The sequence below is a fragment of the Dokdonella soli genome (assembly GCF_039523175.1).
GTDB lineage: Bacteria > Pseudomonadota > Gammaproteobacteria > Xanthomonadales > Rhodanobacteraceae > Dokdonella_A > Dokdonella_A soli.
The window spans coordinates 354,712-380,065 of sequence record NZ_BAAAEU010000024.1; the positions used below are offsets into that span (position 1 = coordinate 354,712).

Genomic DNA, 25,354 nt, shown 5'->3' on the forward strand with positions numbered 1-25,354 from the left:
GCGTTTTGACCTGATCGAGTACATCTCGAAACGGGCTTATAACACAATCGTAACTATAGATCACAGCAGGTTTTAGCGGCCATGGGGCCTGGATCACAGGTAGCTTTTCACGAGGAGCTCGGCGACCTGCACCGCGTTCAGCGCGGCGCCCTTGCGGATGTTGTCCGAAACCACCCAGAGGTCGAGACCGTGCGGATGCGAAATGTCCTCGCGGATGCGTCCGACGAATACCTCATCTTTGCCGGCCGCGTGCGAGACCGGTGTCGGATAGCCTCCCGGCTTGCGCTCGTCGACGACGATCACGCCGGGTGCTTTCTCCAACAGCTCGCGCGCGGCGTCCGCGCTGATCTTGCCGCGCGTCTCGATGTGCACGGCCTCGGAATGGCCGTAGAACACCGGCACGCGGACCGCGGTCGGGTTCACCTGGATGGCCTCGTCCTCGAGGATCTTGCGCGTCTCCCAGACCATCTTCATTTCTTCCTTGGTGTAGCCGTTGTCCTGGAAGTCGTCGATCTGCGGAATCAGGTTGAACGCGATCTGCGCCTGGAACTTCTTCGGCTCGACATCCTGGAAATTCAGCAGCGCCGCGGTCTGGCGGCCCAGCTCCTCGGAACCGGAGCGGCCCGCGCCGGACACCGATTGATACGTCGCGACATTGATCCGCTCGATGCCGACCGCGCGATGGATCGGCGCGAGCGCGACCAGCATCTGCATCGTCGAGCAGTTCGGGTTCGCGATGATGCCGCGGTTCGTGTACTGCGCGATCGCGTGCGGGTTGACCTCGCTGACGACCAGCGGGATGTCGTCCTGGTAGCGGAACTCCGAGGTGTTGTCGATCACGACCGCGCCGGCCGCCGCCGCGCGCGGCGCATGCACGCGCGACACCGAGCCGCCGGCCGAGAAGAACGCGATGTCGATGCCGTTGAAGTCGTGCGTCGCGAGATCGCGCACGGTGATCTCGCGATTGCCGAACGCAACCTTGCCCCCGGCCGAGCGCTCGCTCGCCAGCGGCACAAGTTCGCCGATCGGGAACTCGCGCTCCTTGAGGATCGCCAGCAGCGCTTCACCGACCGCGCCGGTCGCGCCGACGATGGCCACGTTGTACTTCGTCTTCTTGCTCATGGGATTTGTCGGGATGGGGAATTGGGAATCTGTCGAAGCATGAACCGGATCAGGCCCCGCGCGCCAATAACGCATCGGCATTAATCGGATTCGGCGGCCGGCCGGCCAGTGGGCCGGCGCCGAGCGCTGCAACCAGGTTGTCGACCGCGAGCGCGACCATCGCACGCCGTGTCGCGGTGCTTGCGCTTGCGATGTGCGGGGTCAGCACGATGTTGCGGCAGGCGAGCAGCGCCGGGGGCAGGTTCGGTTCGTTCTCGTAGACGTCGAGCCCGGCCGCGGCGAGGCGACCGTTCGCCAGCGCGTCGGCCAGTGCCGCATCGTCGACGATGCCGCCGCGAGCGACGTTGATCAAGGTCGCGGAGGCCTTCATGCGCGCAAGCTCGGCGGCGCCGACGGCGTGATGATTGCCTGGGTTGTAGGGCGGTGTGAGCACCAGATGGTCGCTCGCCGCGAACAATTCATCCTTGTCCACGTAGTGCGCATTGCAGTCGCGCTCGACCGAAGCGGGCAGCCGCGAACGATATAGTAGAGCACGCGCATGCGGAACCCGGCCGCGCGCCGCGCGATCGCCTGGCCGATGCGGCCCATGCCGAGGATGCCGAGCGTGCTGCCGTGGATGTCCTGCCCGAGCATCAGCTCGAACGACCAGGTCGTCCAGTGCCCTTCGCGCAGCCAGCGCTCGGCCTCGGTGACGCGTCGCGCGGTCGCGAGCAGCAGCGCCCAGGCGAAATCGGCCGTCGTCTCGGTCAGCACATCGGGCGTGTTCGTCGCGACGATGCCCGCCGCGGTGAGGGCGGCGATGTCGAGATTGTTGTAGCCGGTGCCGATGTTCGCGATGGCCTTGAGGCGTGTCGCGCCTGCAATCGCGGCTGCATCGATGCGATCTGGAATGCAGACGATCGCGCCGTCGACGTCGCGCAGGCCCGCCGCAAGTTCGGCGCTCGTATAGCGCGTGACCGCATGCGCCTGCACGAGATCGAAATCGGATTCGAGCCGCGCGACGATATCCGGGAATACCGGCTGGGTGACCCAGACCTTCTTGCGGGAAGCGTTCATCGCGCAGTGAGGCTCAGGCACCGACCGACGGATAGATTTCGTCGACGACCCAGTAGTACGCCAACGCGACTGCGAACAAGGTGCCGGCGAGCCATGCGATCCACCTCCCGCCCCGCCATGTGGCGCGATACGACGAGTACTGGATTGGAATGTCCGCGAGATACGCCGCGCAGTAGCAGATATTGGCGAGCACAGCCAGGACGAGCAGCGCCAGCACGTGCTCCAAATTGAACTGGCCGCGGAAATACGGCCACTTCCTCGCGAAGCAGCCCACGACGACAAGAGCCAGCGCGAGGTTGTAGGCAATCCGGAGCCACTCCCAGTAGTGGATTGCGTCGCTCCATATTTCGCGGAACGAAACCGGTGCCCCTGATTCGGATGGTGTTGCCATATCGACCTCCAGAGCGCGCCGGATGCCCCTCGCTGCCCGCATCAGGGAATGCGCGGCGACACCGGCCCGACGTCGCCGCATTGCGCACGATGACGCAGCGCCTGATCCATCAACACCAGCGCGACCATCGCCTCGGCGATCGGCGTCGCGCGGATGCCGACGCAGGGATCGTGGCGGCCCTTGGTCACGACTTCGACCGGCTCGCCGGCGAGATTCACGCTGCGGCCCGGGATCAGGATGCTCGAAGTCGGCTTCAGCGCAATCGAAGCGACGACGCTTTGCCCGGTCGAGATACCGCCGAGGATGCCGCCGGCGTGGTTCGACAGGAATCCATCCAACGTGATCTCGTCGCGATGCTCGCTGCCCTTCTGCGCGACGCTCGCGAAGCCGGCGCCGATCTCGACGCCCTTGACTGCGTTGATGCTCATCAGCGCGGATGCGAGTTCGCCATCCAGCTTGCCGTAGATCGGCTCGCCCCAGCCCGGGGGCACGCCGTCAGCGACGACGGTCACGCGCGCTCCCACTGAATCGCCGGACTTGCGCAGCGCGTTCACGTAGCTCTCGAGCTCCTCGACCATCGCCGCATCGGGCCAGAAGAACGGATTGGCTTCGACCGCGCCCCATTCGAATGTGCGTGGCACGAGTTCGCCGATCTGCGCGAGGTGACCGCGCACACGCACACCGAATCGTTCGGCGAGCCACTTCTTCGCGATCACCGCAGCGGCGACGCGCATCGTCGTCTCGCGCGCGGACGAACGGCCACCGCCGCGCGGATCGCGGATGCCATATTTCTGCCAGTAGGTGTAGTCGGCGTGGCCAGGGCGAAACGTGTCGGCGAGCTCGTTGTAGTCCTTCGAGCGCGCGTCGGTGTTGCGAATCACGAGCGCGATCGGCGTGCCGGTCGTGCGGCCCTCATACACGCCGGAAAGGATCTCGACCTCGTCGGCTTCGCGGCGTTGCGAGGTGTAGCGGCTCCTGCCGGTCGCGCGACGCTCAAGATCCTCGCGAAAATCGCCCGGCGCGATCGCAAGGCCGGGCGGGCAGCCATCGACCACGCAGCCGATCGCGGGACCGTGGCTTTCACCGAAGGTCGTGACGGTGAGCAGTTTTCCGAAGGAGTTGCTGGACATGCCGGGTTGCTGCCTAGCCTCGAATCTGTTGACGAACTACTCTGCCATTAGTGCTGCGGTATCGAAGCACGAGCGACTCTTAACGATCTGTGCGTGCCGGCCATTCGCCCTTCGATACCTCAGGGCGAACGGCCTGATCAATGCCTACTCGAAGATCGATCAGCCGCGCGCTTTCGCCGCTTTGCGGATCGAGTCGGCATGCTCGACCAGGTCGCGCCGGTCGAGCAGGAACACGCCCATCTGGCCGACATCGAACTCGATCCAGTTGAACGGTACTTCCGGCAGCAATTCGACCAACGCGCGTTCGCTCTCGCCGACTTCGACGATCAGCACGCCGTCGTCGCTGAGGTGCTCCGGCGCCGCAACGAGGATGCGCAACGCGAAGTCGAGGCCGTCCTGGCCCGCAGTCAAACCTAGCGCGGGCTCATGGCTGTATTCGGGCGGAAGCGCGGCGAACTCCTGTTCGGTCACGTACGGCGGATTGCTGACGATCAGGTTGTAGCGCTCGCCGGCGAGTCCGGCAAACAGGTCGGAGCGGATCACACGCACGCGCTCGCCCACGTCCTGAAACTCGACGTTCTCGCGCGCGAGCGCCAGCGCATCGGCGCTGATGTCGGCAAGATCGACCCGCCAGCCCGGATTGTGCGCGGCCATCGCGATGCCGATGCAGCCGGAACCGGTGCACAGATCCAGCGCGCGCTCGACGTGACGCTCGTCCAGCCACGGCGAGAAACCGCCCTGGATCAGCTCGGCGATCGGCGAGCGCGGCACCAGCGCGCGCGTGTCGGACTTGAACTTGAGGCCGGCGAACCAGGCCTCGCCGGTCAGGTACGCGACCGGCTTGTGCTCGTCGATGCGACGATCGATCAACGCGAGCACGGTTTGTTTCTCGGTGGCGGTCAGGCGCGCCTGCCCATACGCGGGCGCGAGATCGTGCGGAAGATGCAGTGCGTGCAGGACCAGGTGCGTGGCCTCGTCGAGCGCGTTGTCGTAGCTGTGGCCGAAAGTCAGGCCGGCGGCGCCGAAGCGGCTTGCGCCGTAGCGGATGAAGTCAACGATCGTGGCGAGTTCGCTGGTCACGTAGGGAAGGCGCCGTCAAAAAAGGCCGCACAGTATAAGGCCGAGCCGCCCACATCGACCGCATGGCCGGCGTCGCGCCTTATAATGGGCGGATGACTCCTGCCCGCATGTCCGGCCGCATCTCCGCGACCGTGTTGATCCTCGTTGCCGCTTTCGCCGCCGCATTCGGACTGTGGTTCGGCGCACGCATGCTGGGTGCGCCGGCACCGCTTAAGCTCCAAGCCGCCGTGCTCTATCCGGCGCCGCGCGCACTGCCGGATTTCCATCTGGCCCGCAGCGATGGGCAGTCGCTGACGCCGGCGGACTGGAAGGGCCACTGGACGGTCGCGTTCTTCGGCTACACGAACTGCCCGGACGTCTGTCCGACCACGCTGGCCACGTTCAAACAGGCCTGGAAACTGCTCGAGCCGGTCGAGGCGGAGAAGGTCCGCTTCGACTTCATCTCGGTTGACCCGACGCGCGATACGCCCGAGCAGCTCGCACGCTACGTCGGGTTCTTCAGCAAGGACTTCGTCGCCGCGACCGGCGATGACGAGAACCTGACCCGCCTGACCCGCGCGCTCGGCCTGATCTACTCGCGCGAGAAGACCGACAACGGCAACTACGCGGTCGACCACAGCGCATCGGCGGTGATCATCGACCCGCAAGGCCGCCAGATTGGCCTGTTCCGGCCGCCGTTCGAGGCCACAAAGATCGCGGCCGACCTGAAGACGTTTGTTTCCCTCCCTGGCGCCGGGTCCCGGCCAATCCATGGCCGGGATGACGATTGAATGAGCCACTCCGGACTGAAGCTCGCCCTGCAATACATCCTGCCGCACCGCTTCCTGTCGCGCCTCGTGCTGTGGGGCACGCGCTGGACGTTCGCGCCGTGGAAGAACTTCCTGATCGGCCGGATCGTGCGCAGCTACCGCGTCGACCTCGACGAAGCGGAAACCGCGGACTTCGCCGCCTATCGCCATTTCAACGCGTTCTTCACGCGCGCACTGAAGCCCGGTATGCGACCGCAGCCGGCCGACGCTGACGCGATCCTCTGTCCCGCTGACGGGCGCATCAGCCAGTCGGGCCCGATCCTGGCCGGACGCATCCTGCAGGCGAAGGGACAGACGTTCAGCGCCGCCGAGCTGCTCACCGATGCCGATGCCGCGTCGGCGTACGCCGATGGCAGCTTCCTCACCGTGTATCTGTCGCCGCGCGACTACCACCGCGTGCACATGCCGCTGGCCGGCGAACTGGTCGAGACCGTGCACGTCCCCGGTCGCCTGTTCAGCGTCGCGCCGTTCGCGGTCGCGGCGATCCCGCGCCTGTTCGCGCGCAACGAACGCCTTGTCTGCCATTTCCGCGGCGAGCATGGGCCGTTCGCGGTCGTGCTGGTCGGCGCGATGCTGGTGTCGGGCATCGAGACCGTCTGGGGCGGCGTCGAAGTGCCACCCTACGCATCGACGATCACCCGCCGCGACTGGCGCGGACGCGGCATCCGGCTCGCGCGCGGCGCCGAGCTGGGGCGTTTCAACATGGGCTCGACCGCCATCGTGCTGCTGCCGCTCCAGGCGGGACGATTCGACCCGCACCTGCGCGCCGAACAGCCGGTCCGCGTCGGGGAGCGAGTCGGGAGCCTGGCAGGCCGATAGTCCCTCCGCCTCCCGCACGACTCCCTACAAGCCAGCCTCGCCAGAATCGGCCGCCTCGCTTTCCATTCCCGGGGGAATGGGTCAGAATGTGACGCAGTTCGGCAATTTGTGACGCACTGATCGAAACCGAGTTGCTCGGAAGACTTAAGATTTCGCTAATGGACCCTCGAATTTGATCCATGGATGGCAGGGAGGATCAATGCACTTCGTCACCCGTCTGATCGCTTTGACTCGCTCGGTGCAGTTGCGCCGGCAATTCCGTGAAATCAACAAGGCGCTGGAACAGCTGGCTCCGAACGTGCGGCGTCAGCTCGCCGCGATCGCGCTGCGCGAGTTTGCGAACGCGTCCAAGAGCGAATTCCCGCACCTGTACGCGACCCCGCCCGAGGAGAAGTACCGCGCCTGGGGCAGCGGCACCGACATCGGCCTGGAGCGCCTGCGCTCGGACAACCTGCAGGTGCGCCTGCGTGGCGTCGCGCTCTGGCTGACCGTGGTCTACCACGAAACCAAGGATTCGCCGTTCACCGAGCAGCAGGAACTGCACCGCCAGGTCATGCGCCTGCTGCGCACGCTGAAGGAAGCGATCCCGGCGACCGAACTCAACCGCTGGATGCTTGGCGAGGCCGAGGCGGCCTGAGAGCCCCTCGCGCAGTCGCAGCGACCGCTTCGGCGTCGCTGCGGCCTGCTCAGCAGCCCGGCAACTTCAGCGTCTGGCCCGTCTTCAACGCATAGTGCGGCGCGCGCAAGCCGTTCGCCGCGGCGATCTCCTGGACTCCGCCGCAACTGCTCTTGCGTGCGATCGATGCCAGTGAGTCGCCCTTGCGCACGACATAGCTCTTGACCTTCGATGCCTTCTGCTTCGGTGTTGCCGCCTGCTGCGCCAACGCGGACGGCGGCGACGGGATGGCCGCCGCATGCAGTTCGGCGGCGAGCTGCGGCCAGCGTCCGGCCGCGCAATCGCGCTGATAGGTCTTCTCCAGCCGCAGTGGCACCGCGAGGCGCGCGCCGGCCGGCTCCTGCTGCTGCGGGTCGAGCTGCGGATTCAGGTTGCGCAGGGTTCGAAACCAACCGTCATGCGCGTTACCGTCCTGGCCGAGGCACATCGTGAGTTCCGCGATCGATGCCGGACGCTTCAGCGTGATGCTGCCTGGCCGTCCCGGAATCTTCGGGAACTCGAGGTTGTAGCGCTCCGGGTGCATGAACAGCCAGGCCGCTGCGAGCACCATCGGTACGTATTCGCGGGTTTCCTGGGAGACGCCGAAGTACACCTGCGGATCCCAGAAACTGAGCGCACCCTCGCCCTTGCCGGCACGACGCTGCATCGCGCCCTCGCCGCCGTTGTACGCACCGATCACGAGCTCGAGGTTGTTGTTGAAGATCGCGAGCTGCTCGTTGACATAAGCCGCGTTCGCACGCGCCGCGAGTTGCGGGTCGAAACGCTGGTCGAAACCGTCGACCGTGCCGAGGCCGAAGCGCTGGCCAGTCGCATACATGAACTGCAGCGGCCCGGACGCCCCCGAGCGCGATACCGCATGCACCTTGCCGCCGGATTCCTTGGCGAGCATGCCGAACAGAAGCGCTTCAGGCAGCCCGGCCTTCTCGTATTCGGGCCACATGCGGTAACGCAGGTACTGGTAGTTCTCGTACGCGTCCATCAGGTTCGGGCGGTACTGGGTCAACCAGGCCTCGAGCGCGACCTTGACCGGGCCGTTCAGCGCGATGATGTCACCGAGTTCACGGCCCTTGAGCAGGGTCACCGTGCGGCCGAGTTCGGGCAGCGCCGCGGTGGCCGGCGAGGATTCTTCTGGCGGGACGGTCGCCTCCGGCGTCGCGCCGCTGGTATCGCCTTCGGCCGCACGAGCCGAGCCTTCACCGATGCCGAGCCGCAGCAAGTTGTCGAACACCGCGACGAAGCGCTGCTGGTCGCAGCCCGGCAGCTGGCCGCAACGCGTGGCTGCGGCGCGCAAGTCGTCGAGCGCGGCCTTCATCTCGCCCTGCGCCTGCGCGCTGTCGCCTTTGCGCGCGAGATCGAGGCCGCCTTCGTAGCGCTGGCTGTCCTGGTCGAGCTGCGCGTACAGCGCATCCACCTGCGCATCGCCGGATCGGGCAGCGCCCGTCGGCTGATTGCGTTGCTGTGGCGTGCCCGCGCAGGCGCCAAGAACCAGCGTGAGCGCAACAAGAGGGATGCGAGGGACTGACTGCATGTTTCTACTCCGGGACAATCGCTGCAAGTTACCCGTCGGCACCGGGTCCGGCAACCCGAAGCGCATGAATCCGAGCGCTCGTGGGCGACGCCACGACGCCGGTGCCGGCTAGAATCGACGCTCTTGCATGAACGGCGCGACGCGACAAGGAGCTGCGAGTGAACGACATCCTGATCGGCAAGGGCGACCATGAAGTCCGCCTGCTGACCAAGTACGCGAACCGCCACGGCATGATCGCGGGTGCGACCGGCACCGGAAAATCGGTATCGCTGATGCTGCTCGCCGAAGGTTTCTCGAAGCTCGGCGTGCCGGTGTTCCTGGCCGACGTCAAGGGCGACCTCGCAGGGTTGTCACAGGCCGGCGCGATGAGCGACAAACTGAAAGCGCGCATCGACCAGCTCGGCATCGCGTGGACGCCGGGCGCGAATCCGGTCGTGTTCTGGGACATCTACGGCAAACTCGGTCATCCGGTACGCACCACGGTTTCCGAGATGGGACCGAACCTGCTCGCACGCCTGCTCGAACTCAACGACATCCAGTCCGGCGTGCTCGAGATCGTGTTCAAGACCGCCGACGACGAAGGCCTGCTGCTGCTCGATCTCAAGGACCTGCGCGCGATGCTCGCGTTCGCGAGCGAACACGCCAAGGACCTCTCGCAACACTACGGCCTGATCTCGCCGACCTCGATCGCCGCGATCCAGCGCGCGCTGCTGTCGCTGGAGCAGGCCGGCGGCGACCAGTTCTTCGGCGAGCCGGCGCTCGATCTCGCCGACTTCATGCGCCAGGACCTGTCCGGCCGCGGCATCGTCAACATCCTCGCCGCCGACCAGCTGATCCTGAAGCCGAAGCTGTACACGACCTTCCTGCTCTGGATGCTGTCGGAACTCTTCGAGAAGCTGCCCGAGGTCGGCGACCTCGACCAGCCAAAACTCGTGTTCTTCTTTGACGAGGCGCATCTGCTGTTCGACGACGCGCCGCCTGCCCTGCGCCAACGTGTCGAGCAGGTCGTGCGCCTGATCCGTTCGAAGGGCGTCGGCGTGTACTTCTGCTCGCAGAATCCGGACGATCTGCCGGACGTGATCCTCGGCCAGATGGGCAACCGCATCCAGCACGCGCTGCGCGCATTCACGCCGCGCGACCAGAAAGCGGTCAAGGCTGCCGCGGAGACGTTCGCGCAGAATCCGAAGGTCAATGTCGTCGAGGCAATCACCCAGCTCGGCGTCGGCGAGGCGCTGGTCTCGACGCTGCAGGAAGGCGGCGTGCCGATGCCGGTCGAACGCACGTTGATTGCCTCACCCGGCTGCCGGATCGGCGTCGTCAGCGACGAGGAACGCGCCATGGTGCGTTCGCGCTCGCCGATCGGCGGCAAGTACGACACGGCAATCGACCGCGAGTCGGCATTCGAGATACTCACGCAGCGCGCCGCCACCGGCGCCGTGACGACGCCTTCGGGCGACGCCGGCAAACCCGGCGCCGCATCCCAGGGTCCCGGCTGGATGGGTGCGGCGAAGGACATGATCCTCGGCACCGGCCGCCGCCAGGGCATGCTCGAGGCGATGGCGAAATCAATGGCGCGCAATGCCGGCAGCCAACTTGGACGCTCGATCCTGCGCGGCGTACTCGGCTCGATCAGCAAGCGCTGAGCTCACGATCATCACACACAGGGGGTTTCAATGACGACGGACCATCCACCGATCGAGCCGTTCTGGAACCGGCTGCGCGAGATCTCTCTGTACCCGGCCCACAGCGGTGCGTTGACCACGATCGTCGTGCTCGCGCTTTGCCGCCTTGTCGGCTACCTGCCGCTCGGTGTCGTCGGCTGGCTGTTCCAGATGCTGATCTGGGTCGCACTCTACAAGTACGCGTTTGAATGCCTGCGCGCCTCGGCCAACGGACGGCTGAAGCCGCCCGAGATCGCGGTCTCCGTCGAGGACAGCCTTGGCTGGTCGCAGATCTGGCTGCAGGTCGCGTTCTTCGCGCTCAACCTGATCGGTTTCCTCCTGCTCGGCCCAGTGGGTGGCGCATTCGTCGCGATCTTCCTCGCACTCGCCCTACCCGGCGCGATCATGTCGCTGGCTATGGACGAGAACCTCGGCCACGCGCTGAATCCGGCGACCTGGCTCGCGATCATGGGGCGCTTTGGCTGGCCTTACATCGCGGTAGCAGCGCTCTATTTCATGTTCAACATCAGCCAGCGCTATGCGCAGGCTCTCGTATTGCCGTTCCTGCCGCCGGTGATCTCGGCGATCGCATTCCATTTCATCACCGGTTACGCCGTCGTCGCGACGTTCCATCTGATGGGCTACCTGATCTACCAGTACCACGAGGAGGTCGGCTACGAGCCCGTGCAGGCGCCGCCTCCGCTACGGAATGTTCGCGACGATCCGGATCAGGCCACGCTCGACGAAGTGGCCCGGCTCGTGCGCGACGGCCAACCGGATGCGGCAAGCGAGCTGGTCGGTGCGCAGTTGCGCGGACAGGGCGGCTCCGAAGCGCTGCATGCGCAGTATCGCAAGCTGCTGGCACTCGGCGACCGACGCGACGAGCAACTGCGCCATGGTCGCGAGTGGATCAGCATGCTGCTCGCACAGGACAAGGACCGGCGCGCCGTCGACGTCGCGCGCGAATGCCTCGAGCTCGATCCCGGGTTCCAGCTCGCGCATCCGGACCAGGTATCGCGCGTCGCGCAGAAGGCCGTGGATGCCGGCAACACCCAGGTTGCGCTGAAGCTGGTTTCAGGGTTCCACAAGCGTTACCCGAAGCACGCCGACATCCCGCAGAACTACCTGCTCGCGGCGAAGCTGCTCGCCGAGCGCATGGGCAAGGACGCCGAGGCGCGCGCACTGCTCGACCAGCTCACGCAGGCCTATCCGAACCACGCGCTCGCCGCCGATATCGCGGCGTACCGGCGGTTTCTCGACAAGCTCACGCCCGCGACCAGCCCGGCACGCTGACGAAGCGCAGGCCTACGCCGTGTCCGCAAGCAGCAGGCGCGCCTTGGCCGCCTCGCTGCTCTGCGGGTAGGCAGCGACGACCTTTTCGAGCAGCCTCTTTGCGTTGGCCGGTTCGCCGCGGGTGCGCAAGTCACGCGCAACGCCGAGGCAGGCTGCTTCAAGACCCGCCGTCGTCGGCGCGCGCTCGATCAGCGTCGCCAGCAACCTCGCCGCGTCGGCGCCGGCGCCGATCACCGGCCAGCGCCGCACCATGGCGATCATCCGCTCGTCGCTCAGCGGCAACGCGCCTCCGGCCGCCTTGACGTAGTCGTCGTAGAGCGCCTTCTGCTCGCGCACCTCGCTGGCGCTGTGCGTCGCGATCGCCAGCACGGCGCGCGCGGCTTCGGCAAGGCGCGGCGTGCGCGGCTCGTAGCGCGCGCAGCGGTACAGGGCGACGCGCACTTCGAAGTCTTCGGGCCGTGCCGCGGCCAGTGGTTCCAGCAACGCGCGCGCTGCCGGGAGTTCGAGACGACCGATATGCTCGCGTGCCTTGACCAGAGCGGCACGCCCGTCGGCGGCCGCCTCCGCAATCGCATCCTCGTCGAGAAAATCGCGACGTTCCCAGTGCAGCGCGCGCGCGCCGAGCGAGAGCAGCGCGCCGGCCACGATGCCGCCTGCGTGCGCGTCGAAACCGACGTGCGCGCCCTTGTTCCAGAACAGGTTCAGCAGTTCCCAGCCGAGCCAGAACGGCAGCAGCACCAGCGCGGGCGCCTTCACATAGTCGAACACGACGAAGAACCACCAGAAGAACCTCACCTTGCGTGTCCCCCAGAGCACGCAATAGGCGCCCATCAACGCGGCGATCGCACCGGACGCGCCGAGCGCACTGCCGGTTTCACCCCAACGCCACAAGAGGCTCAACATCGCACTGCCCAGTCCGCCGAGCAGGTAGACCGCAAGGAACAACCCGTGCCCAAGTGCGCCCTCGACGAGCAGGCCGAGCAGCGCGAGAAACAGCATGTTGCCGAGCAGGTGGCCGATGCCTCCATGCAGGAACATCGCACCGAACATGCGCCGCGGATCGAAGTCGGAGAAGTGGATCATCCAGCGTTCGGTGAACGCGGCGTTCCAGAGCCGATCGAATTCGTCACGACGTTCGCGCCAGTCGGCATGGCCCTTCGCCTGCGGCGTGATCAACTTGTCCGCGCGCAGGTCGGCGAGAAACGCCGCGTCCGACTGCAGGACCTGTATGGCGACCGCGCCATCGGCATCGGCGAAGCGCTCGAACAGCGCGCGACGCTGCCCGGCGTCGGCGTGCGCCGCCAGCCAGTCGCGATAGGCCGGGAACTCCCACTTCGCGAGGCCCTGCTGCGCGTAATAGTCGAGTGCACGCTCCTGCACGCGCGCATCGCCCGATTGCAGACCCAGGAACACGAACACGTTGGCCACGATCAGCATCAGCGTGATCCATGGGAAATTCGCCAGCGTCGGCGCACGATGCAACGGGATGATCAGCACGACGCGGTCTTTCCCCAAGGCCCTTCGCCGCGATTCTACGCATCCGCGACGGCAGGTGTGCACGCCAGGCCATTGGCGCCGGCCGGCCATCCGAGGATGTATCCGTTGACGATTGCCGGGCTCGTCGCTAGCGTCGCTGCCCTGCTTCGCACTGGATTGCCCGCATGAGCCGTTGGCGCCCTGCCGCCGCCGCTTCAACCGCCGTGATCACGCCCGAAGGCCATCGCCGCCTGAAGGCGGAACTCGACGACCTCTGGCGCGTGCGGCGCCCCGAGGTCGTGCGCGCGCTGGCCGCGGCCGCGGCCGAAGGCGACCGTTCGGAAAACGCGGAATACACCTATCGCAAGAAGCAGCTCGGCGAGATCGACCGGCGCGTGCGCTATCTCAGTAAGCGCCTGCCGGATCTGCGCGTGCTCGACACATTGCCGACGGACCGCTCGGCGATCTTCTTCGGCGCGTGGTTCCGCATCGAGGACGAGCGCGGCAACGAGCACGAGTACCGCATTGTCGGTCCGGACGAGACCGATGCCGCGCTTGGCTGGATCAGCATCGACTCGCCGCTCGCGCGCGCCGCGCTGAAGCGTCGCGCGGACGATGAATTCGAAGCGGATTTGCCGGGAAGGCGAGCGCGTTTCGTGGTCGTCGCGGTGCGCTACGAACAGGAGGCGCAGTGACGCTCCGAGCCTCTCCCCTGCAGGTGAGAGTTCGGGCGTAGTGGCGTTCCCCCGTCTTCAGCCGCACACCAAGACCGAACCCTCATCTAGCGCCGCGCGCCACGTTTATTCGCCACCTCCTTGTGGCTCTCCCTTCGGGCGGCTTCGCCGTGCAAATCGGCAATCCTTCCGATTTGTCTCCCGACCGGAGAAGGGAATAACGAAAAAGCCGCGCAATGCGCGGCTTTTTCTTCGGCAACGTTGCCAGTCCGTTACAGCTGGATCGGCAGATAGACCTTGAAGGTCTGCTGATCCTGCGCCGCGTCCGGCGCCGAGGTCAGTTCATCCCAGAAACGGCCGACCCCCTGCTCGTTGTAATGGTAGCCGTGCGTCTCCGCATAGGCTTTCTGGTTCAGGCGCATCAACGGCAGTGCAGCCGGGCTGCCGGTGTATTCGGTGACCAGCGCCTTGCCCTGGGACCAGAGTGCGGCGCGCACGTTGGCGTCGATGACCAGCATGCCGCTCTTGTCCTTGTCGCCCGGGTTGAAGGTCTTCGGCTGCTCCTCCTCATCACCGCCGGTATCGCTCGGTGACAGGACCGGGGTTTCAATCGCGTGCTGCTGACCGGCGATCGTGACGGATGCCGCGCTGACCGGCACCGCGACGCTGAACGTGTAGTCTTCCTCGCCCCAGTTCGTCGTGATCGTCATGCGCGGACCGACCGCGGTCAGACCGGCCTTCTTCATCGCCGCGTCGATCGCGGTCATTGCGGTGCTGGTCGCTTCGGCAACGTCCTCGAGCGTGCGCTTGGCCTTGGTGTTGACCAGGAACACCGGCTTCGCGGCCAGGTCGGTGATCGCGATCTGCTGGTCCTTGTAATCGGTATTCGGGAAGCCCGCAAGCATCGCCGAGAGATTGTTGAGGCTGGTCTGAATCACCGTGGCCGGATCGCCATTGATGTAGAGGCCGGCGTAACGCCACATCAGGTTCCAGCCGTAATCGACGTCATAGGCGACGTAGATCTTGAGCGTCTTGCCGCTCGAGGATGGTTGCAGCGAGACGGTGTAGTTCTTGTTGTTGCCCGTCCAGTTGTTGTCGATCGCGATGTTGACCTTGCTGTCCGGCTCGTTCGACTTGATCTCGAGGCTGCCGGTGCCGATCTTCTGCACCGCGCTGGTCCAGCTGACCTTGGCGCGGGGGCCGGACTCGGGACCTTCGAGCGTCATCTGGATGCGCGGATCGAAGCTGCGCAGCGCCGACCACTGCGGATAGCGGCGGAAGGTGTTGATCGAGTCGTAGACCTGCCGGACCGGACTGGACACCTCGACCGTGCGCTCGATGTGGCCATGATCCGGCAACATGACGCCGACCACGACGGCGAGCAGGAACACGATCAGCAGAGCAACCAGCACTTCGACAATACGAATCATCCGAGGCATCTCCAGACTTCAGCCATTGCTGCGCGCATCGCGGCGACCGTGGAGAGGGCCATCAATGACCACGCTCCCGATTCCCCGTCTCGCGCACGCGCGCGACCCCGCACGGGCGGGACAAGGAAGTGGATGGTACTGGACTCGGGGGCGGAAACGCTACGTCTACCCACCGGACGCTCAAACCCGTTCTCAAAGCGTAGCGAGCGAACGCAGTTCGGGCGCGCACGGAGCGCAGGAACCGGAGTGTACGCGCGGGTCCATGAGGGTGAGCGCGCGCTGCATGGCTCGCATGCGCACCGCGCGGGCCGGGAGCACCGTACGCGCGCGAAATGCCGAGCGCAGCAGCCTTGATGGCAGGTTTTCAGACGATGCCGAGTTCGAACGCCTTGAGCACCGCGCGCGTGCGGTCGCGCACGCCGAGCTTGGACAGGATGTTGGAGACATGATTCTTCACCGTTCCCTCGGCGACGCCGAGCGAATTGGCGATCTCCTTGTTGCTGTAGCCGCCCGCCATCAGGCGCAGGATCTCGGTCTCGCGCTCGGTCAGCGGATCCGGCCGGTCCAGGCTGACGAACTCGTTGTGCATGCGCTCGAGTCCGGACAGCAGGCGCTGGGTGACCACCGGCGCCACCAGCGAGCCGCCATCGGCCACGGTCTTGACCGCATCGACGAGCTGGTCCAGCGAGACATCCTTGAGCAGGTAGCCGCGCGCGCCCGCCTTCAGTCCGGCCAGCACCAGTTGGTCGTCGTCGAACGTGGTCAGGATGATCGTCGGCGGCAATTCGTTGCGGGCGGCGAGCGCATTCAGCACGTCGAGGCCGGACATGCCCGGCATGCGCATGTCGAGCAGGACCACATCGGGCTTGACGCGCGGGATCGTCTCGACCGCCTGCGTGCCGTCGCCGGCCTCGGCAACCACGCGGATCGAGTCGGACAGCTCCAGCAGCGACCGGATGCCCTGGCGCACCAGCGTCTGGTCGTCGACCAGGCAGACTTGGATCATGAGGTTCCCTCCAATGGCAGCAGGGCATCCAGCGTGAAGCCCTGTCCCTTGCCGGTGACGATATCGAGTTGGCCGCCGAATTGCGCGAGCCGCTCGCGCATGCCGGAAAGGCCGTTGCCTTGCTTGAACTGGATCGCGCCGTGGCCATCGTCACGCGCGTGGATCGCCATCTGGCGGTCTGCGCTGCGCTCGAAGCGCAGCCACAGGTTGCGCGCGCCGGCATGGCGCACGGTATTGGTGATGATCTCCTGCGCGCAGCGCAGCAGCACCTGCGCGCGCTTCGGATCGTCGACGCTGAAACGCGGCGGCAGTTCGAGATGGATGGTCAGGCCGGGCACGCCTTCGGTCAGATTCGTGAGCGCCTGGGTCAGGTCGATGCTGTCACCCTCGCGCAGCTGGCTGACCACCTCGCGCACGTCGCTGAGCAGCAGCTTGGCGACCGACTGCGCCTGGCGCACGTGCTCCTGCGCCTGACCCTGCACGAGATGGCTCGCGACTTCGAGATTGAGGCTGAGCGCCGTCAGGTGATGGCCGACCAGATCGTGCAGCTCGCGCGAGATGCGCATGCGCTCGGCCAGCCGGCTCGATTCCGCGAGCAGGGTGCGCGTCGCGCGCAGTTCCGAATTCAGCCGGCGCTGCTCTTCGCGCGCCTCGACCTGGCGCTTGGTGACGAACGAGGTGACGAACGCGAGCACGATGAAGCCGAAGTACAGGCTCGACTGCAGGAACGCATCGCTGAGGCTGAACACCGGCTCGCGGATGCTTGCGAATACCGGCACCAGCGAGAAATTCTGCAGCACCATCCAGGCAATCGCGACACGCAGAGGCAGCAGCCACGGCAACACCACCGCTATCACCGCCAGCAGCAGCGCACCGATACCGCCTTGGCTGAACCAGCCGATCGCGACCACGGTCACGTTGAGGACCAGCAGCAGCGCGATCTGCATGGCGCGCCGGAACGGCGTGCGGCGCTGGTCGCCGAGATCGCTGGTCAGGTACCAGTAGACGACGCCGAACACGGCATAGCAGCCCAGCCACAGGTGCGCGTAGGCGGTCGGCAGCTGCTTCTGCGCAAGATCCTCGACCAGCGTCTGATAGCGCAGGAACGGCGTGCCGACGCTGGCGTACTGGAACAGGCCGGCGTAGCGCAGCAGTTGGATATGGTTGAACTGCGGCAATGACATATCGCCATCATAGGCGCGACACAGCGCGGCGTAACCTGCCCGAAGTCATTGTGCCGCGGCCACGAGGGCGTGACTGCGAACCGACGGTTGTCGCGCCCGAAGGCGGCTGCCGGGCTGATCGTGGCGCCGGATCCGGCCGCCGAACCGGTGAATATCGGGCATCGTTCCGGCGCCCATGCGGTCCTGACCCCTTACTTCCTTTTAACGCCGCTGCCCGCACGGTGCCATGACCGCGCCGCGGCCACGTGCGATAATCGACGCAGTGGGAGTCGATCGGCGACCGCAACGCAAGCCACTCCGGCGCGATCTTCGATGGAGCAGAACACGACATGGCCTTGAGCATTCGCGATGTGCAACCGCACGAACTCGATTCGGTGCTCGCCCTCAACAATGCCGCCGGCTCCACGATCCTCCCCCTGGACAGTGCCGCCCTGCACGCGCTCTACGAGCAGGCGAGCTATTTCCGCCTTGCCGAAGTCGATGGCCATGTCGCCGGTTTCCTGCCCGCGCTGCGCGAGGACGCCGACTACGGCAGCCCGAATTTCCTCTGGTTCCGCGAGCGCTACCCGGCGTTCGTCTACATCGACCGCATTGTGATCGCAAAACCCTACCGCGGCCTCGGCCTCGGTCGCGTGTTCTACGCGGATGTGACCAGCTATGCGGAGACGCGCGTGCCGCTGCTCGCGTGCGAGGTGTTCCTCGAACCACGCGATGACATCTCCGTACTGTTCCATGGCACCTATGGCTTTCAGGAAGTCGGCCAGCAGACGATGCTGGGCGTCGGCCGCCGTGTCTCGCTGCTGGCCAAGACGCTGTGCAGCTTCCCGTTCGTGCGCGACACCTACCTGCACGAACCCGGCGGCCGACTGCCCGACCTGCCCTGGCTCGCCGAACGCTCGCGCACGAGCGCGCTGACACCGACCCGCGGCGCGCGCGCCGCGGGCGGCGCTTGAGCCATGCCGACCCGATGACGGCAGCCCCCCTCGCAACGCTCGAACCCGTCGCCGAGATCAAGTTCGGCCAGGTCGGCATCGCCAACCTCAAGCTCAAGCGGCTCGATCCGGACGGCATGGCCGCGGAATTGCGCGACAAGGTCGCCACCGCCGCGAAGCTGTTCCTGCGCGCGCCGGTCGTGCTCGACCTCAGCCATCTGCCGGCGCTGCCCGATCTCGACACCGTGCGCGACCTGCTCGCGCGCATTCGCGATGCCGGCATGCTGCCGGTCGGCCTGTCCTACGGCACCAGCGAGAACGATGCGCTGGCGCAGACGCTGGGCGTGCCGGTGTTCGCAAAGTTCCGCGCCGCGTACGAGCGCGCCGATGCGGCGCCGGTCGAGGAAGCACCGGCGCCTGCGCGCGCGACGCCGCGTCCACCGTCACGCGAGCCCGCTGCGGCCGAGCGGCCGACGCCGCTGCCGCCGAGCGCCGTCGCGACGACCGTCGGCCTGCTGCACGACAAGCCGGTGCGCTCGGGTCAGCAGGTCTACGCGCGCGGCCGCGATCTGGTCCTGACCGCGCTGGTCGGCAACGGCGCCGAAGTGATTGCTGACGGGTCGATCCATATCTACGGCGCCCTGCGCGGCCGCGCACTCGCGGGTGCACAGGGTGACGAGAGCGCGCGCATCTACTGCCAGGAGTTCCACGCCGAGCTGGTGTCGATCGCCGGTCAGTATCGCGTGTTCGAGGACATCCCGAAGGAGCTGCGCGGCCAGGCCGTGCAGGCCTGGCTGGACGGCGACAAGTTGTTGTTGAAGAAGCTGTGAATCGGGAATCGGGAATCGGGAATCGTGGAGGCCGAAGCATGTGCTTCTGCTTCCTGCTGTTCCCGATTCCCGATTCCCGATTCCCCATTCCCAGGAGAATCCATTGACTGAAATCATCGTCGTCACCTCCGGCAAGGGCGGCGTCGGCAAGACCACGACCAGCGCCTCGCTCGCGGTCGGCCTCGCCAGGCGCGGCAAGAAGGTCGCGGTCATCGACTTCGACGTCGGTCTGCGCAATCTCGACCTGATCATGGGTTGCGAGCGGCGTGTCGTGTACGACTTCGTCAACGTGATCCAGAGCGAATGCACGCTCAAGCAGGCGCTGATCAAGGACAAGCGCATCGAAACGCTGTTCGTGCTCGCCGCTTCGCAGACGCGCGACAAGGACGCGCTCAGCAAGGAAGGCGTCGAACGCGTGCTCAACGAGCTGACGGAAGACGGCTTCGACTACGTGATCTGCGACTCGCCGGCCGGCATCGAGAAAGGCGCCAGCCTCGCGATGTACTTCGCCGATCGCGCGATCGTCGTCGTGAATCCGGAAGTCTCCAGCGTGCGCGACTCCGATCGCATCCTCGGCCTGTTGTCGAGCAAGACGCGCCGCGCCGAACTTGGCAACGGCGGCGTCGAGCAGCACCTGCTGCTGACGCGCTACAACCCGGAGCGCGTCGCCGGCGGCGACATGATGGGCATCAACGACGTCAAGGACATCCTCGGCATCGAAGTGCTCGGCGTGATCCCGGAATCCTCCGGTGTACTGAGCGCATCGAACGCCGGTGTGCCGGTGATCCTCGACGACGCCTCCGATGCCGGGCAGGCGTATGCGGATGCCGTCGCGCGCCTCAGCGGCGAACAACGCCCGATGCGCTTCGTCGACGCGCAGAAGAAAGGCCTCCTTGCCCGCATCTTCGGGAGCTGACCATGGGACTGTTCGATTTCCTGCGTTCACGCCCGCGCAACACCGCCTCGGTCGCCACCGAACGCCTGCGCATCATCGTCGCGCAGGAACGCGCCGCGAGCGGCCGTCCCGACTACCTGCCGCTGCTGCGCCGCGAGCTGCTCGAGGTCATCCGCAAGTACGTGAACATCGATCCCGATGCGATCGAGATTCATGTCGAGCGCGATGGCGACCAGGAAGTACTGGAACTCTCGGTCGCGTTGCCGGAGAAGCAGAACGCCGCCGCCGTGGCTGCCGCCGGCGAAGCCTGAACACGCGTTGCGGTGTTCGGGCGTGATCGCCGGCAACGGGCCGGCGTTCGCATTCGCATATCGCCGCTTGGCGTTTCTTGCGCCGGCTTTTCTCACGCGGGATGGATCCGTGTCTGCCACACTCATTGATGCACCAGACGCGGACTCGGCCGTGCTCACGTTGGCCGACATCGACGTCGAAGCCGCGCGTGCACTGCTTGTGCGTCACGATCTCGCCCTGCTCCTGGTCGACGACGGCACGCCGATTCCGGGCAGCTACTGGGGCGAGTCCGAAGCCGGCGTCATCGCGCACACCGTCTACGCGCGCACTGACACACCGGTGCACTCGCTGCTGCACGAAGCCTGCCATCTGATCGTCGCACCCGCGGAAAAACGCGCGCAGATCCATACCGACGCATCCGACTCGCAGGCCGAAGAGGATGCGACCTGCTACCTGCAGATCCTGCTCGCCGACGAACTCGCGGGCGTCGGCCGCGAACGCCTGATGGCCGACATGGACACGTGGGGCTACACGTTCCGGCTGGGCTCTTCGCGCGCGTGGTTCGAGCACGATGCCGACGACGCGCGCGCTTGGCTCGCGCAGCGCGGCCTGCTGCCTCGATGCGACCGCGAGCACATGCCGTAGCAATCAGCGCGTTCGATAGCGCGTGCGCATGGCCGCCCGAAAAAAAGGCCGCGCGGAAAGCCCGCGCGGCCGTCACATTGCACTATCAACCCGTCTTAGAACTTCACGGTCACGCGACCGAAGTAGTAGCGCCCCAGCAGATCGAAGTCGCTCGGATCGGTGTTCGCGTTACCTGTGTTGTTCGCGTACAGCAGCGGCGGCTGCTTGTCGGCCACGTTGTTGATGCCCACATCGATACGCGTATTGAGCGCCTCGAGGTTGTAGCCGAACTGGACGTCGTTGTAGACCGTCGCGCCGAAGTCGGTGAACTGGCCTTTCAGGCGCGCACCGGCCGGATGCGTGTCCTGCGACGCGGCTGGCGAACCGTTGCGGAAGCGACCGATGTAACGCATCGACCACGACGCGTCGAACGGCCCCATCTGCCAACCGACGTTCGACTGGGCACGCCAGCGCGGGAACAAGCATACGGCGGTGCCGCCGGCCGGCGGCGGGCAGGCGCCCGCCTGCGCTGAGCCCCTCTTCATGAAATGGCCGGCGTAGTGGTACGTCACGTTCGAACCGAGGCCCGGCGCGGTCTGCTGATCGTAGTTCTTCATATACGTCGCGTTGAGCCCGACCTTGAAGCGACCAAATGCGGTCTCCGGCAGGCGGTAGTTCGCCGCGAGGTCGACGCCACCGACATCCACGCGACCGAGGTTGCCCGTCGGTTCGAGGATGAGCTGGAACTGACCCTGGCTCGGACCGCTGGCGAAACGCCGGAGCAGCGGGCAGTACTGGGTCTGGCCGGCAAAGCACAGATCGAGCACGCTCTGCGCGCGGACGGTGGTGATGTTGTTGGTCAGGTACAGGCGCCAGATGTCGGCACTGACCGATAGGCCTTCCAGCCAATGCGGGTCGTACACGGCACCGAAGTCGAACGACTTGCCCTTTTCCGGCGCGATCGGGAAGCCCGCATACGCGGCGCCCGACGTGGCCGCGTTGATCTGAGACGCGTTCGCGACATTGTCGTTGCGGAACGGGCCGGTGGCAGGCACGCCCTTGCAAGCCGGGTTGCCCGCGTTCGGATTCGCTCCAGTGCCGGAGTAATCGCACGGATCGCGCGTGAGGCCGGGCGCATCGCTGCCCGCGGCGCCGAAGATATCGGCGACCGTCGGTGCGCGGAACACCTTCGACACCGTGCCGCGCAGCAACAGGTCCTCGATCGGACGCCATTCCACCGCGATCTTCGTGTTGTTGGTGTTGCCGAACGTGCTGTACTTCGAGTAACGGTCGCCGACCGTCAGGTTCAACGCATGCACGAACGGCAGGTCTTTGAGGACCGGGATGAACAGTTCCGCGTACGCTTCCTTGACGTTGTAGCCACCCTGTAGTGCCGAAGCGCACTGGCTGCCGAGCGTGCAGTTGCCGTTGAAGTCGATGATCAAGCCGGTATCGGCATTCGAGTGGGTGTACTCGGTACGATAGTTAGCGCCAACCGCGAGCTGCATCGTGCCAGCCGGCAGCTCGAACAGACCGCCGTTCAAGTCGATGCGCTTGACCGTTTCCTTGGTGTAGAAGCTGCTGACGCCCGGCGACGCACCGGCGCGCAGCGCGGCGACGCTGTTCGGGTCCTGCAGGTTGAACGGATTGAATGGCGTACACCCGTCGATCGCGTTGCCCGGCCTGCCGCATTTGACGACGCCGTCGGTGTCGAGGAACGACGGACCCATCGCGACATTCAACTTGTCGACGTTCGGCAGGCCATAGGTGGTCGTGCTGAGGGCGACATGGCCGTAGTCGTAACCGATGTCCCAGTTCCACTGCTGGTCGTTCCAGACCGTGAACGAGCCTTTGAAGCCGGTCGAGACCTGGTCGTTCGTGGTGCCATTCGCGGCGCGCCGGTTACCGAGCGATTCGAGGCGCGCCGCAAAAGTCCCTGCTCCCGGGCCGAAGTCCTGGTGGAACGGATTGTAGTAACTGTCCTTGGAAACGACGGCGCCGAACGGCGTGCCAAACACGGCCGGGGCGAGCTGGAACGCCGACGAGGTCTTGTTGTGCATCACCGACAGGTAGGCCTCAACGCTGTCGGTCAGCTTGTAGTTGCCGTTCAGGAACAGGCCGGTGCGCTCCTGCGGGGTCAGGACCAGGTTGACCGTCGCATAGTTGTAGAGGTCGCTCGGCCCGTTGGCATCGGGCGTATTGCGGTAGCAGTGGTAGTCGGTGGCAACGTTCATGCCGCTCGCGCCCGGGTTGCGAGCGATGGACCCGGAGGCACAACCCGGGAAATCGCTGGCGAACGCCGCCGGAATCTTGATATTCCCATACGGCGACCGCGGCGACCCGCCGACGAAAAGTCGAATCGGGCCGCCGTCCGGACTGTATCTCGACACCGCGTTCTTCGAGAAGTCGCGATGTCCGGCGAGCACGCCGTCGATCTTCTTGTAGCTGACGCCGGCCATGATGCTGCCCTTGTCGGAGCTCTGGCCGAACGTGAACTGGTAACCCTTGCTGGTGCCGTCGTCGTGATTGGAAATGCCGTAGTCGACCGAGAACTCCGCGCCCTGGTAATCCTTGCGCAGAATGAAGTTCACGACGCCCGCGATCGCGTCCGAGCCGTACACCGAGGAGGCGCCGTCGGTCAGCACTTCGATGCGCTCGACCATATTGGCCGGGATCGCGTTCGGATCGCCGCTGAGGAAACGGTGGCCGTCGATCAGGACCAGCGTGCGGGTCGAACCGAGGCCGCGCAGGCCGATACTCGACGTACCGGTGCCGCCGCCGTTGTTGACCTGAGGGTTCATGTTCGGACCGGTGACCGCCGGCAGCTGCTGGACGAGATCGCCGAGGGTCAGCTTGCCGGACTTCGCGATCGCGGCGCGGTCGATGGTGACGACCGGGTTGGACGTTTCGATATCGACGCGACGGATATTCGAACCCGTCACCGTGATCGTTTCCAGCTTCTGGCCCGCCTCATCCTGGGCGATGGCCGGTACAGCCATCAGACCAAACGTCGCCAGCGCCGCGGCCGGCAGCGCGCGCAACGGAATCGTGTTCATGCCGGGAGCTTCGAGGGCCTGCCGGATCGACTGTCGGAGCAGCGTGTGTCGCATTGAATTCTCCTATTCTGGGTATGCATCCGCCGGCGGAATGAGGCCGAGGACTTGCTCGAACATTAGAAAAACGTGAACACTCAGCCTTTGCGTCTTCTTGCAGAGGACTTTGCAGAAATTGTTGGGGACGGCGGCTAGGCCGCGGCCGTGGCCGCCGCCGGGCCTCCCATTCGCAGGTCGGTGGCGGAGACGCCGAAACGCCGCTTGAACGAGCGCGAGAACGCGCAGCGGTTCTCGAACCCGCTGGCCCGAGCCACCTCGGTGATCGCCATCGAGCTGTCGTTGACCAGGCGCCGGGCACGTCGGAGCCGCTGCTCGATCAGCAATGCGTGAGGCGTCTCGCCATAGACCGCGCTGAACGCGCGAATGAAATGGCACGGCGAATAGCTCGCCATGCGCGCGAAGTGCGCGACATCGAGATCGAGATGGCAGCAGGTCGACATGTAGTTGCGCACGCGCTGCAGGCGCAGGAACACATTGCGACGTTGTGCGTGCGTGCGTCCTGCGCAGCGCTCGATCAAGGGGCGCAGCTCCGCCTGCAGATCGTTGACCAGCAGTGCGAATACGGAGGCCGCGGCGAGTGCGTGGCCGGCATCTCCCGTTTCGGCCGCGCGCACCAGGCGCAACGCGGCCCGACGCATGGATCGGTCAGCCGCGTGCACGGCCGGCAGCAGCCCGGCTGCAACCAGCGGCTCGCCGATCACATCGGCGACCAGGCGTTGCCAGCCTGCGGCCGGCAACAGAACCGCGATCCACAGCGCTGGACCGCGCCCGACCGCCTGCAGCGTCAGGCCGGGTTCGACCACCAGCGCCTCACCACTGGTCAAGCTGCGCGAGGTTTCGCCATCAGACAGCTGCAGGCGACCTCGCATCGGCACCATGACCAAGGCCGGCAGGCGTTCGCCATACAGCACGCAGCCGCGTCCGCGACCCAGCACGACGTGCAGAGCGTCCTCATCGCGCTCACGTGCATTCCAATCCCACCGCCCACCATTCGCGAGCTGCTCGCATTCGATACGCATCGGATCCTCACCATTGCCTGGCTGGCCCCGATGCTTCCGTCACGCGCACGTGTGAGTCAGGAAGATCCGCCGAAATATCGCCGAAGCGACCCTTCGTATCGACGAAGATTCACCGAAGGAGACCTGCATCGCCCGTGGCGGGCGGCCGACATGCAACGGGCTCAGGAGCGCGGCCGGCATCCGCCGTGAAAGGTCGAGACTCCGGGACAGACAAATGCGTGCACATCCCGCAGCACGAGCGCGCTGCGCGCGACCAGGCACGTCGAATCAATCGGGCGCGTATCACCCGGGAAGCACTGCGATTGGGCAGGGACG

The 25,354-nt window shown here is 66.0% G+C and carries 24 protein-coding genes; 11 read left to right on the forward strand and 13 right to left on the reverse strand.

Going from position 1 to position 25,354, the window contains the following annotated elements:
* Nucleotides 1-93: 93 nt before the first annotated feature.
* From ABD002_RS15520 to prmB, 6 genes are all read right to left on the reverse strand, one after another.
* Nucleotides 94-1,122 carry an aspartate-semialdehyde dehydrogenase gene (locus tag ABD002_RS15520; protein WP_343792685.1) on the reverse strand — a complete coding sequence of 343 codons (1,029 nt, stop codon included), beginning with the start codon at nt 1,120-1,122 and terminating at the stop codon, nt 94-96.
* 49 nt (nt 1,123-1,171) lie between these two features.
* Nucleotides 1,172-1,492, reverse strand: coding sequence for an NAD(P)-dependent oxidoreductase (locus ABD002_RS15525; protein WP_425545132.1), 321 nt, complete (start codon nt 1,490-1,492; stop codon nt 1,172-1,174).
* Complete coding sequence (locus tag ABD002_RS15530; RefSeq protein ID WP_343792689.1) at nt 1,489-2,178, reverse strand: NAD(P)-dependent oxidoreductase; 690 nt, start codon at nt 2,176-2,178, stop codon at nt 1,489-1,491. Before ABD002_RS15530 ends, ABD002_RS15525 begins: the two co-directional genes overlap by 4 nt.
* Nucleotides 2,179-2,191: 13 nt before the next feature.
* Complete coding sequence (locus ABD002_RS15535; protein WP_343792691.1) at nt 2,192-2,569, reverse strand: hypothetical protein; 378 nt, start codon at nt 2,567-2,569, stop codon at nt 2,192-2,194.
* A 41-nt stretch (nt 2,570-2,610) separates the two neighbouring features.
* Nucleotides 2,611-3,699, reverse strand: a complete 1,089-nt coding sequence (gene aroC / locus ABD002_RS15540; RefSeq protein WP_343792693.1) for a chorismate synthase — start codon at nt 3,697-3,699, stop codon at nt 2,611-2,613.
* A gap of 159 nt (nt 3,700-3,858) precedes the next feature.
* A complete protein-coding gene (gene prmB / locus ABD002_RS15545; RefSeq protein WP_343792695.1) occupies nt 3,859-4,779 on the reverse strand; it encodes a 50S ribosomal protein L3 N(5)-glutamine methyltransferase in 921 nt (306 codons plus the stop codon).
* A gap of 107 nt (nt 4,780-4,886) precedes the next feature.
* Between prmB and ABD002_RS15550 the strand changes: the two genes are divergently transcribed.
* The 3 genes from ABD002_RS15550 to ABD002_RS15560 all read left to right on the forward strand — a co-directional run bounded on the left by ABD002_RS15550 (nt 4,887) and on the right by ABD002_RS15560 (nt 7,044).
* Nucleotides 4,887-5,549: an SCO family protein gene (locus ABD002_RS15550; RefSeq protein WP_343792697.1), complete on the forward strand. Its 663-nt coding sequence runs from the start codon at nt 4,887-4,889 to the stop codon at nt 5,547-5,549.
* On the forward strand, nt 5,550-6,407 hold the full coding sequence (gene asd, locus ABD002_RS15555) for an archaetidylserine decarboxylase (protein WP_343792699.1): 858 nt from the start codon (nt 5,550-5,552) through the stop codon (nt 6,405-6,407).
* 199 nt (nt 6,408-6,606) lie between these two features.
* Nucleotides 6,607-7,044, forward strand: coding sequence for a hypothetical protein (locus ABD002_RS15560; protein ID WP_343792701.1), 438 nt, complete (start codon nt 6,607-6,609; stop codon nt 7,042-7,044).
* A gap of 49 nt (nt 7,045-7,093) precedes the next feature.
* Here ABD002_RS15560 and ABD002_RS15565 read toward each other — a convergent pair whose 3' ends face one another.
* Nucleotides 7,094-8,611, reverse strand: coding sequence for a transglycosylase SLT domain-containing protein (locus ABD002_RS15565; protein ID WP_343792703.1), 1,518 nt, complete (start codon nt 8,609-8,611; stop codon nt 7,094-7,096).
* A 158-nt stretch (nt 8,612-8,769) separates the two neighbouring features.
* Between ABD002_RS15565 and ABD002_RS15570 the strand changes: the two genes are divergently transcribed.
* Together ABD002_RS15570 and ABD002_RS15575 are read left to right on the forward strand one after the other, a co-directional pair.
* A complete protein-coding gene (locus ABD002_RS15570) occupies nt 8,770-10,254 on the forward strand; it encodes a helicase HerA-like domain-containing protein (protein ID WP_343792705.1) in 1,485 nt (494 codons plus the stop codon).
* Between the two features lie 30 nt (nt 10,255-10,284).
* Nucleotides 10,285-11,565, forward strand: a complete 1,281-nt coding sequence (locus ABD002_RS15575) for a hypothetical protein (protein ID WP_343792707.1) — start codon at nt 10,285-10,287, stop codon at nt 11,563-11,565.
* 12 nt (nt 11,566-11,577) lie between these two features.
* On the opposite strand, the gene ABD002_RS15580 is transcribed toward ABD002_RS15575, so the two are convergent.
* The gene (locus ABD002_RS15580) at nt 11,578-13,080 is read right to left on the reverse strand and encodes a rhomboid family intramembrane serine protease (RefSeq protein ID WP_343792709.1); all 1,503 of its coding nucleotides are present in this window, start codon (nt 13,078-13,080) and stop codon (nt 11,578-11,580) included.
* Between the two features lie 146 nt (nt 13,081-13,226).
* Between ABD002_RS15580 and greB the strand changes: the two genes are divergently transcribed.
* Entirely contained in the window at nt 13,227-13,736 is a 510-nt protein-coding gene (gene greB / locus ABD002_RS15585) for a transcription elongation factor GreB (protein WP_343792711.1), read from the forward strand.
* Nucleotides 13,737-13,987: 251 nt separating this feature from the next.
* Here greB and ABD002_RS15590 read toward each other — a convergent pair whose 3' ends face one another.
* From ABD002_RS15590 to ABD002_RS15600, 3 genes are all read right to left on the reverse strand, one after another.
* Complete coding sequence (locus ABD002_RS15590; protein WP_343792713.1) at nt 13,988-15,145, reverse strand: SRPBCC family protein; 1,158 nt, start codon at nt 15,143-15,145, stop codon at nt 13,988-13,990.
* 364 nt (nt 15,146-15,509) lie between these two features.
* Complete coding sequence (locus ABD002_RS15595) at nt 15,510-16,151, reverse strand: response regulator (RefSeq protein ID WP_343792715.1); 642 nt, start codon at nt 16,149-16,151, stop codon at nt 15,510-15,512.
* Nucleotides 16,148-17,335: a sensor histidine kinase gene (locus ABD002_RS15600; protein ID WP_343792717.1), complete on the reverse strand. Its 1,188-nt coding sequence runs from the start codon at nt 17,333-17,335 to the stop codon at nt 16,148-16,150. The genes ABD002_RS15595 and ABD002_RS15600 overlap by 4 nt, the downstream gene beginning before the upstream one ends.
* 329 nt (nt 17,336-17,664) lie before the next feature.
* Here ABD002_RS15600 and ABD002_RS15605 point away from each other — a divergent pair, with 329 nt between their 5' ends.
* From ABD002_RS15605 to ABD002_RS15625, 5 genes are all read left to right on the forward strand, one after another.
* On the forward strand, nt 17,665-18,288 hold the full coding sequence (locus tag ABD002_RS15605; RefSeq protein WP_343792719.1) for a GNAT family N-acetyltransferase: 624 nt from the start codon (nt 17,665-17,667) through the stop codon (nt 18,286-18,288).
* Nucleotides 18,289-18,302: 14 nt separating this feature from the next.
* The gene (minC, locus tag ABD002_RS15610) at nt 18,303-19,097 is read left to right on the forward strand and encodes a septum site-determining protein MinC (protein WP_343792721.1); all 795 of its coding nucleotides are present in this window, start codon (nt 18,303-18,305) and stop codon (nt 19,095-19,097) included.
* Nucleotides 19,098-19,200: 103 nt separating this feature from the next.
* Nucleotides 19,201-20,013, forward strand: a complete 813-nt coding sequence (gene minD, locus ABD002_RS15615) for a septum site-determining protein MinD (RefSeq protein WP_343792723.1) — start codon at nt 19,201-19,203, stop codon at nt 20,011-20,013.
* 2 nt (nt 20,014-20,015) lie between these two features.
* Nucleotides 20,016-20,303: a cell division topological specificity factor MinE gene (gene minE / locus ABD002_RS15620; protein WP_343792725.1), complete on the forward strand. Its 288-nt coding sequence runs from the start codon at nt 20,016-20,018 to the stop codon at nt 20,301-20,303.
* A gap of 109 nt (nt 20,304-20,412) precedes the next feature.
* Complete coding sequence (locus ABD002_RS15625) at nt 20,413-20,928, forward strand: hypothetical protein (protein WP_379988494.1); 516 nt, start codon at nt 20,413-20,415, stop codon at nt 20,926-20,928.
* 95 nt (nt 20,929-21,023) lie between these two features.
* Here the strand turns inward: ABD002_RS15625 and ABD002_RS15630 are convergent, their stop codons facing one another.
* Nucleotides 21,024-24,017, reverse strand: coding sequence for a TonB-dependent receptor plug domain-containing protein (locus ABD002_RS15630; RefSeq protein ID WP_343792727.1), 2,994 nt, complete (start codon nt 24,015-24,017; stop codon nt 21,024-21,026).
* 134 nt (nt 24,018-24,151) lie between these two features.
* A complete protein-coding gene (locus tag ABD002_RS15635; protein WP_343792729.1) occupies nt 24,152-25,039 on the reverse strand; it encodes a helix-turn-helix domain-containing protein in 888 nt (295 codons plus the stop codon).
* Nucleotides 25,040-25,354 lie beyond the last annotated feature (315 nt).